Annotated in this window: 5 protein-coding genes; 3 read left to right on the forward strand and 2 right to left on the reverse strand. The window is 42.2% G+C overall.

The genetic code is table 11. From position 1 onward, the window contains the following. Positions 1 to 144 precede the first annotated feature (144 nt). The gene (gene ggt / locus FQ082_RS12370; protein ID WP_149493355.1) at positions 145 to 2082 is read right to left on the reverse strand and encodes a gamma-glutamyltransferase; all 1938 of its coding nucleotides are present in this window, start codon (positions 2080 to 2082) and stop codon (positions 145 to 147) included. A 272-nt stretch (positions 2083 to 2354) separates the two neighbouring features. Then, the gene (locus tag FQ082_RS12375) at positions 2355 to 2879 is read right to left on the reverse strand and encodes a Spy/CpxP family protein refolding chaperone (RefSeq protein ID WP_149493357.1); all 525 of its coding nucleotides are present in this window, start codon (positions 2877 to 2879) and stop codon (positions 2355 to 2357) included. 277 nt (positions 2880 to 3156) lie between these two features. On the opposite strand from FQ082_RS12375, the gene FQ082_RS12380 reads away from it, so the two are divergent. The 3 genes from FQ082_RS12380 to FQ082_RS12390 all read left to right on the forward strand — a co-directional run. Next, positions 3157 to 3849, forward strand: coding sequence for a response regulator transcription factor (locus tag FQ082_RS12380; RefSeq protein WP_149493359.1), 693 nt, complete (start codon positions 3157 to 3159; stop codon positions 3847 to 3849). Then, on the forward strand, positions 3849 to 5540 hold the full coding sequence (locus tag FQ082_RS12385; RefSeq protein ID WP_149493361.1) for a sensor histidine kinase: 1692 nt from the start codon (positions 3849 to 3851) through the stop codon (positions 5538 to 5540). Before FQ082_RS12380 ends, FQ082_RS12385 begins: the two co-directional genes overlap by 1 nt. 313 nt (positions 5541 to 5853) lie before the next feature. Continuing rightward, the coding region (locus FQ082_RS12390; RefSeq protein ID WP_262498223.1) for an ESPR domain-containing protein at positions 5854 to 6689 on the forward strand (836 nt) is incomplete at its 3' end.

Consider the following 6689-nt stretch of genomic DNA (forward strand, 5'->3'; position numbering starts at 1 on the left):
TTATCAATTTCCTATATTGATTATATGGTATTCACTTGTAATAGCATTAAAAATGCCCTTTACCTTATATATGGTAGAGGGCAAGAAGGTATGAAGAGTAAGTGCTACTTGGTGCTTTTATTGAAATATTGAAATAGTGTTATTTTAGTATCCAACCACCGCAGCATCGACAATACGTGGATCCGAAGAGCCGTATACGCCATTTGGAGTAACCATAATAGACTGTGTTGATCCCATAGCTGACTGCTGACTGACCTTATGTCCCATGGACTCCAGTTTCTTAATAGTATCGATATTTAGTGCTTTTTCGATACGAATCTCATCCGGTAGCCATTGGTCATGAATACGTGGCGCATGCGTCGCTTCAGCGATATTCATATCATGGTCAATGACATTTGAGATCACCTGCGTGACGGTAGTAATAATGCGGCTACCACCCGGACTGCCTGTGACGATATAAGGTTTGCTGTCTTTAAATACGATTGTTGGACTCATAGAAGATAACGGGCGTTTATTGGCTTCAACCGCATTGGCGTCGCCGCCGATTAAGCCGTAACCATTTGGCACACCGGGCTTAGCAGAAAAATCATCCATCTCGTTATTGAGCAGTATCCCCGTACCTTCAGCAACAAGCCCCGTCCCATAAGAAAAGTTCAGCGTATACGTATTGGCTACCGCATTGCCATCTTTATCGACAATAGAAAAATGCGTGGTTTGATCACTCTCATAAGGTAGAGGGTTATTTGCCTTAATGGTTGCTGCTGGCGTGGCTTTATTTGGGTTGATTAAAGCGCGCAGCTTATCAGCATAAGGCTGGGCAGTTAAACCGCTAGCGGGTACGTCAATAAAATCAGAATCCCCCAAATATTCAGAACGATCTGCATAAGCCAACTGCATAGCTTCAGCCATTAAATGAATGGTTTGGGCGCTGTTTTGACCATAGTCTTTTAGCGGATAGCCTTCCAAGATATTTAAAATCTGTACAATATGAATACCGCCAGAAGACGGTGGTGGCATTGAGACAATCTCATAACCACGATAATCGCCTTTAACAGGCGTACGGGCAATAGCTTGATAATTTGCCAAGTCCTGTAAGCTCATTTTACCGCCTGCTTCATTGACCGCTTTAACCAATTTACGGGCGGTTTCTCCTTTATAAAAACCATCACTACCTTTTGCCGCAATCAGTTTAAGGGACTTTGCCAGCTCCGGCTGTTTTAAACGCTCACCCGGTTGATAAGTGCTACCATCGGCTTTAAAGAATATCTTTTTGGTACTTGGCCATTTTTGTAGGCGATCACTTAACGCTTCTAGGGACTCTGATAATCCAGCAGTGACTTCGATACCGTTTTCAGCCAGCGCAATCGCTGGTGCCAGCACTTGCCCGCGGCTCATGGTGCCATGATCCTCTAACGCTTTGAGTAAGCCTGCGACCGTACCCGGCACACCAACTGCTAAGCCATGATAACGAGATAAATCACTGACAGCATTGCCCTCCTTATCAAGATACATATCACGCGAAGCGCTACTAGGGGCTTTTTCACGATAATCGAGTGCGACTGTTTTACCTTGTTTGGCGTCATATACCATCATAAATCCGCCACCGCCAATATTACCGGCTCGCGGTAATGTCACAGCTAACGCAAAGCCAACAGCTACAGCAGCATCAACGGCATTGCCACCATCTTTTAAAATCTTTAAGCCGATATCAGAAGCCAGTGCTTCTTGGGTAGCAACCATGCCGTTTTTTGCCCAAACAGGATGGTGGATAGCGTCCACAGAATAGATGGCTTGATCGGTTTTGGCTTGCGTGGTCTTAGGCGTGAGCGTGTTGCTTTTCGCTCGTGTCACGCGCTGCGTCTCAGACAATACCGTGGGATTTTCTTTCATAACCGTTAGATTAATCGCACTGGTATTAATCGAGGTTGGATTGATGGTTTTTGAGGCGACAGCAGTATTTGTGTCTACCGCATGGGCAGATACAGAGAGTAATAGCGTGCTGCCAATAATTAACGCTGCAGATTTTAAAGTCTTATAAGTGGGCGCTTGTGTCTGATGAGAATGAGAATATAGAGCTGACATCGCAAAGTCCTTTTTACGAGGATGAAAGAAATTGGGCTAAAAATACAGGATTAATCAATAAGATTAACTGATAAGGTTAAATAGTAACGAATATTGCTAGTAGTAGAAAGGACTTTGACATCTTTCGTTTTCAGATAAGAAAACGGTTATGAGGTAATTGAATTTAGGAAATGTAAAATACAGAGGAAAAGAAGCGCATCGGTAAGCCAATACGCTTCTTTAAATGTTCTTACTTTATCTAACTAATGCTTTTTAATTCCATGGCTTATATCTTACTGCGCTTGGTTATGCATCTTACGCTGTTTTGAACCATGATAACCTTTTGCCTTTCTTTCTGATTTTAACTGTGCCATTTTTGCACGCTGCTCAACAGTAAGTACTTGCGAGATTGCATGTTGGGTTTGAACGCGTTCAATAAAGCGCTGCTTGGTTTTAGCTGCTTGCTGATCGGCAAGACGATTGATGGCAGCGTTATCCAAGGTGTTAGCATTGGTCAATGCTTGCATCTGCTGCTGCATTTGCATACGTTCTGCTTGATATTTTGCCCGGTCATTTTTGCGATCGCCGCTCTTTTCTTGCATGATGGCTTTGATTTGTGCCTTTTGTGTCGCTGTTAGATCTAGCTCCGCCATTGGATTTTTCATACCATCTTTATACATGCTTTTATGCTGCATTTTGGTTGCTGTTGGTGCAGCCTCAGTAGAGGCATTGACACTGCTGCAGGCAGTCACGGTCAATACGCTAGACATCGCTAATACTGAACCCATCAATAATTTTTTCATTTGCGTCATTTGCATAAGAGTTACCTTAATTTCTGTAAAAGTGAGGGTATATCTGATAATTCTAGTCTTGATCGAGCGTCCCGGATAGTCACTATTAATCACTACTATGATTCATTACTTGGCATTGTAAATTAACATCAACTTGTTTTTGATAACCGCTATCATACGACAGCCAGAGGTTACGAACATTTATGAAACATTAAGAAAGGTAACGTTTATGGCGCATAGGTGAGGCTTGCCTGATAATATGAGCAATAACATGATTGAGAGGCGTGAGAATAAGGTGATAACGATGTCAAATATTTTATTGGGTGACGATGACGAAGAGTTGACTCAATTACTGCAAGAATATCTAAATAACCATGGTATTCGTTGTGACTGCGTGCATGATGGCGAGGCGGTTATAGAGCGTTTAAAAACGACGATGCAGGATAATTCACCTTATGATTTGTTGGTGCTCGATATCATGATGCCCAAACTAGACGGGCTCAGTGTATTACGTCAGCTGCCAGCTATTAGTGATATCCCTGTTATTATGCTTACGGCAAAGGGGGAAGAGATAGATCGTATCATAGGGCTTGAACTTGGCGCTGATGACTACATTACCAAGCCTTGTAATCCACGTGAGCTGTTGGCACGTATTAATGCAGTGATTAAGCGCACCAGTATTGTGGCAAATCTTGTAGAGCAATTGCCATTACCTAGCAGTCGTTTACATCTTGACCAACAACAAAGGCTTTGTCAAATAGATGGCGTCGAGCTGCAATTGACAGGTACAGAGTTTGATTTATTGCTGGCTTTACTACGACAAAAAGGCGAGGTAGTCAGTAAATCGTGGCTATCACAGCATGTCTTACAGCGAGAATTACAGCCCTTTGATCGCAGTCTCGATGTCCATGTCTCGCGCCTGCGTAAAAAACTTCAACCTTTCCATGATGAGCCAATCAAGGCGATTCGTGGTAAAGGCTATCAGTTGGTAATCTAATGACAGAAATAGCTAGAAATACTACAGCGACAAAAAAATCAAGGCTGAGTATACCTGTGCCGCTATTTTGGCGACTATTTTTAAGTTTGCTGTCGATGATTCTGATCACCTCTGTCTTATCTATTGCGGTCGAGCGCTGGCTGAATGAGCGCGAGCTTGCTACTCGTATGGATTCTCAAATTGATAAGCTGCTTGTTCAGCGTGAGCGGCTGGTCATATCCTTGAAGGCGGGTGACTTATCTGCTGTAAAGCAGATTTATAATGAAGATCGAAGACTCATGAGCCAAATCAGGATATACGATGAGCAGGGCGCTATTATATTTCCAAGATATCGGTTTCGAGAAAATCAAGTCAAGCGGCGTCAAGCACGTGACGTGGCAAGTATAAAGGCAATAGACTTGCAGATAGAAGGTGAGCAATCATCTGTGTGGTCTAATCCTCAAAATTCTGTGAGTATCAGTACTGACAATAAAACATCTGATTATCATGAAATTAGTGATAAAGAGCGTGTCGATAAGAACCCTTATAGGGCGTATTCCTTTGATAAGGATGGCGTCAAAAGCGAGCGCTCAAATGATAAACCTTTTAGCCTTGATGATATTTTAAAACCAATACCGTCTCATAAAGCCATTGCTGACATTGATAGCCGACCTGAGTTAGCTGAGGTTACAGTGGTTATGCCAAATAATGACAGCGTTATCATACAGCTGCGTCCGCACCTATTATTTAAAGATGTGTTAGAGCTACAGCGGGGCAATTTTATGCTGCGGCTCTTGCTGATCATACTCTTTAGCGTGTTGGTGTGCTTTTGGCTCAGTCGTACGTTGACTCGGCGTATTGGGCGTGTGCAGGATACCGTACACCGGATGATAGATGGCAACTATGAAGTCAATCCGCAGTTATCAAGTCTGGGTTCTGACGAATTAGGGTTATTAGCAAAAGATGTCGCTTTACTATCAACGCGGCTCGCTGACAGTGAGCTGGCACGTAAGCAGATGTTAAGTGATATCTCGCATGAGCTACGTTCTCCGCTCGCTCGTCTTGATGTAGCTACTGAGCTGACCCGTGATTTTGCGCCCAATGCCAGTCGTTATCTCGACCGTATCGATAAAGAGTCTACACGCATGAATGAGCTGATTGAGCAAATTATCCGTATTCAATCGCTTCAAATGCAGCAATATACCATCAATACTCTAGAAAATGAGGCAGTAGACATCTGTGAAATTATCAATGAGATCGGTCAAGATGTCTGTTTTGAGTTTCAGCATAAGAATATATATTGGCAATGGCATGCGAATCCGTCTTTATTGCTAGGTTCTTGTACAGTAATGGGCAATCAAGAACAGCTGCATAGTGCCCTTGAAAACATCATTCGTAATGCATTTATGCATACTGCTTTTGATTCGGCAGTGATGGCTGAGATACAAGCAGTGAAGATGACTAATAAAACAGCAGCTATTGAAATAAATATCACTGACGAGGGCGGCGGTGTTGCAGAAAAGGATCTGAAGCGTATTTTTCAGCCTTTCGTTAGGCTTGATACGGCGCGCCATCGCGAAACGGGCGGTTATGGACTGGGGTTGGCAATCGTCCATGCTGTAGTGATGGCACATAGAGGTCAGATCACTGTCCATAATCGCCAAGATGGCATATTGGGTCTTGTGATAAAAATAATATTACCTATCAAATAGGAATAACCTCAAATGAGAACGTATTTCATCAACATATATTCACTAATAAGAATATAACTGATGAACGGTAGCAAATTACCGATGGGTGGTATTGAGACTCTCTGTATATTCGTTAATAATAATATACAGAGAGTTATAATGATTTTACAAAATAAGACGCTTTATGTCTCAAATAATCATCTAAGTAATTTTTTAACCCTAACTTCTAATCCTATTGCCTCATAACTGTTTTCTTTTGTTACATCAACTCTCTACAAAATGGATTTTAACTTCGATTTTTTAAATCAGACAAATCTATAAGGGAGTACACATTATGAACCGCATCTATAAGGTAATATGGAATGAAGCCTTAAACTGTTTCACTGCAGTTGGTGAATACGCAAAGGCACGTGGCAAATCTTCCAAATCTAGCGTGAGTGCAAACGCTACCATCAATACAACTGCTAGTTTATCTACTGTTAACACGCTACGATTGAGCACACTCATAATAGGGATGTTAGCTGCTGGTTTCAGTATGCAAGCAAGTGCTACAACTGATAATTCAACTAGTGGCACCTCGAATCACCATGAGGGAACTTATAGTCACAGCCATGGCAGTCATGGTACTCATACTCATGTAGATGGTAACAATAGTCATAAAAATAGTTCTAGCCCTAGTAACCCACTAGATCCAATAGTTCTAAAATTTGAAGGTGATATTGGTGGTCCTATTGCACTCACACAAGGTGAAACACTTCATATTTTAGGTGGTGAGACTGATGCAAACAATTTATCCAATAATGATAATATCGGTGTTGTCGCAGATGGCGATACCTTAACAATCAAGCTTGCTAAAGATATTAACCTTGGCGATGAGGGTAGTGTCACGACAGGTAAGACTCTGATTGATAACTCGGGTATCACGATCACTAATAGTATTGCAGCTAAAACTGTCAATTTAACGAGCACTGGTCTTAACAACGGTGGCAATCAAATCACTAACGTGGCAAGTGGCGGTACGAACACAACCAACGCGGCAAACATTGGTGACGTTCAAACCATTGCTGGTGGCCTCAAGACCGTAGTTGCTGCAGGTACTAATGTTGCTAGTGTGACTAAAACTACAGTTAATGGCAAAGATACTTATACCGTCAATGCAGATGGCACGAC

This window comes from Psychrobacter sp. ANT_H56B (assembly GCF_008369245.1).
GTDB lineage: Bacteria > Pseudomonadota > Gammaproteobacteria > Pseudomonadales > Moraxellaceae > Psychrobacter > Psychrobacter cryohalolentis.

Bases quoted from the DNA above. Each gene is read 5' to 3' on its own strand.
- ggt (WP_149493355.1), bottom strand. From the start codon at position 2,082: ATGTCAGCTCTATATTCTCATTCTCATCAGACACAAGCGCCCACTTAT.
- FQ082_RS12380 (WP_149493359.1), top strand. From the start codon at position 3,157: ATGTCAAATATTTTATTGGGTGACGATGACGAAGAGTTGACTCAATTA.
- FQ082_RS12385 (WP_149493361.1), top strand. From the start codon at position 3,849: ATGACAGAAATAGCTAGAAATACTACAGCGACAAAAAAATCAAGGCTG.
- FQ082_RS12375 (WP_149493357.1), bottom strand. From the start codon at position 2,879: ATGCAAATGACGCAAATGAAAAAATTATTGATGGGTTCAGTATTAGCG.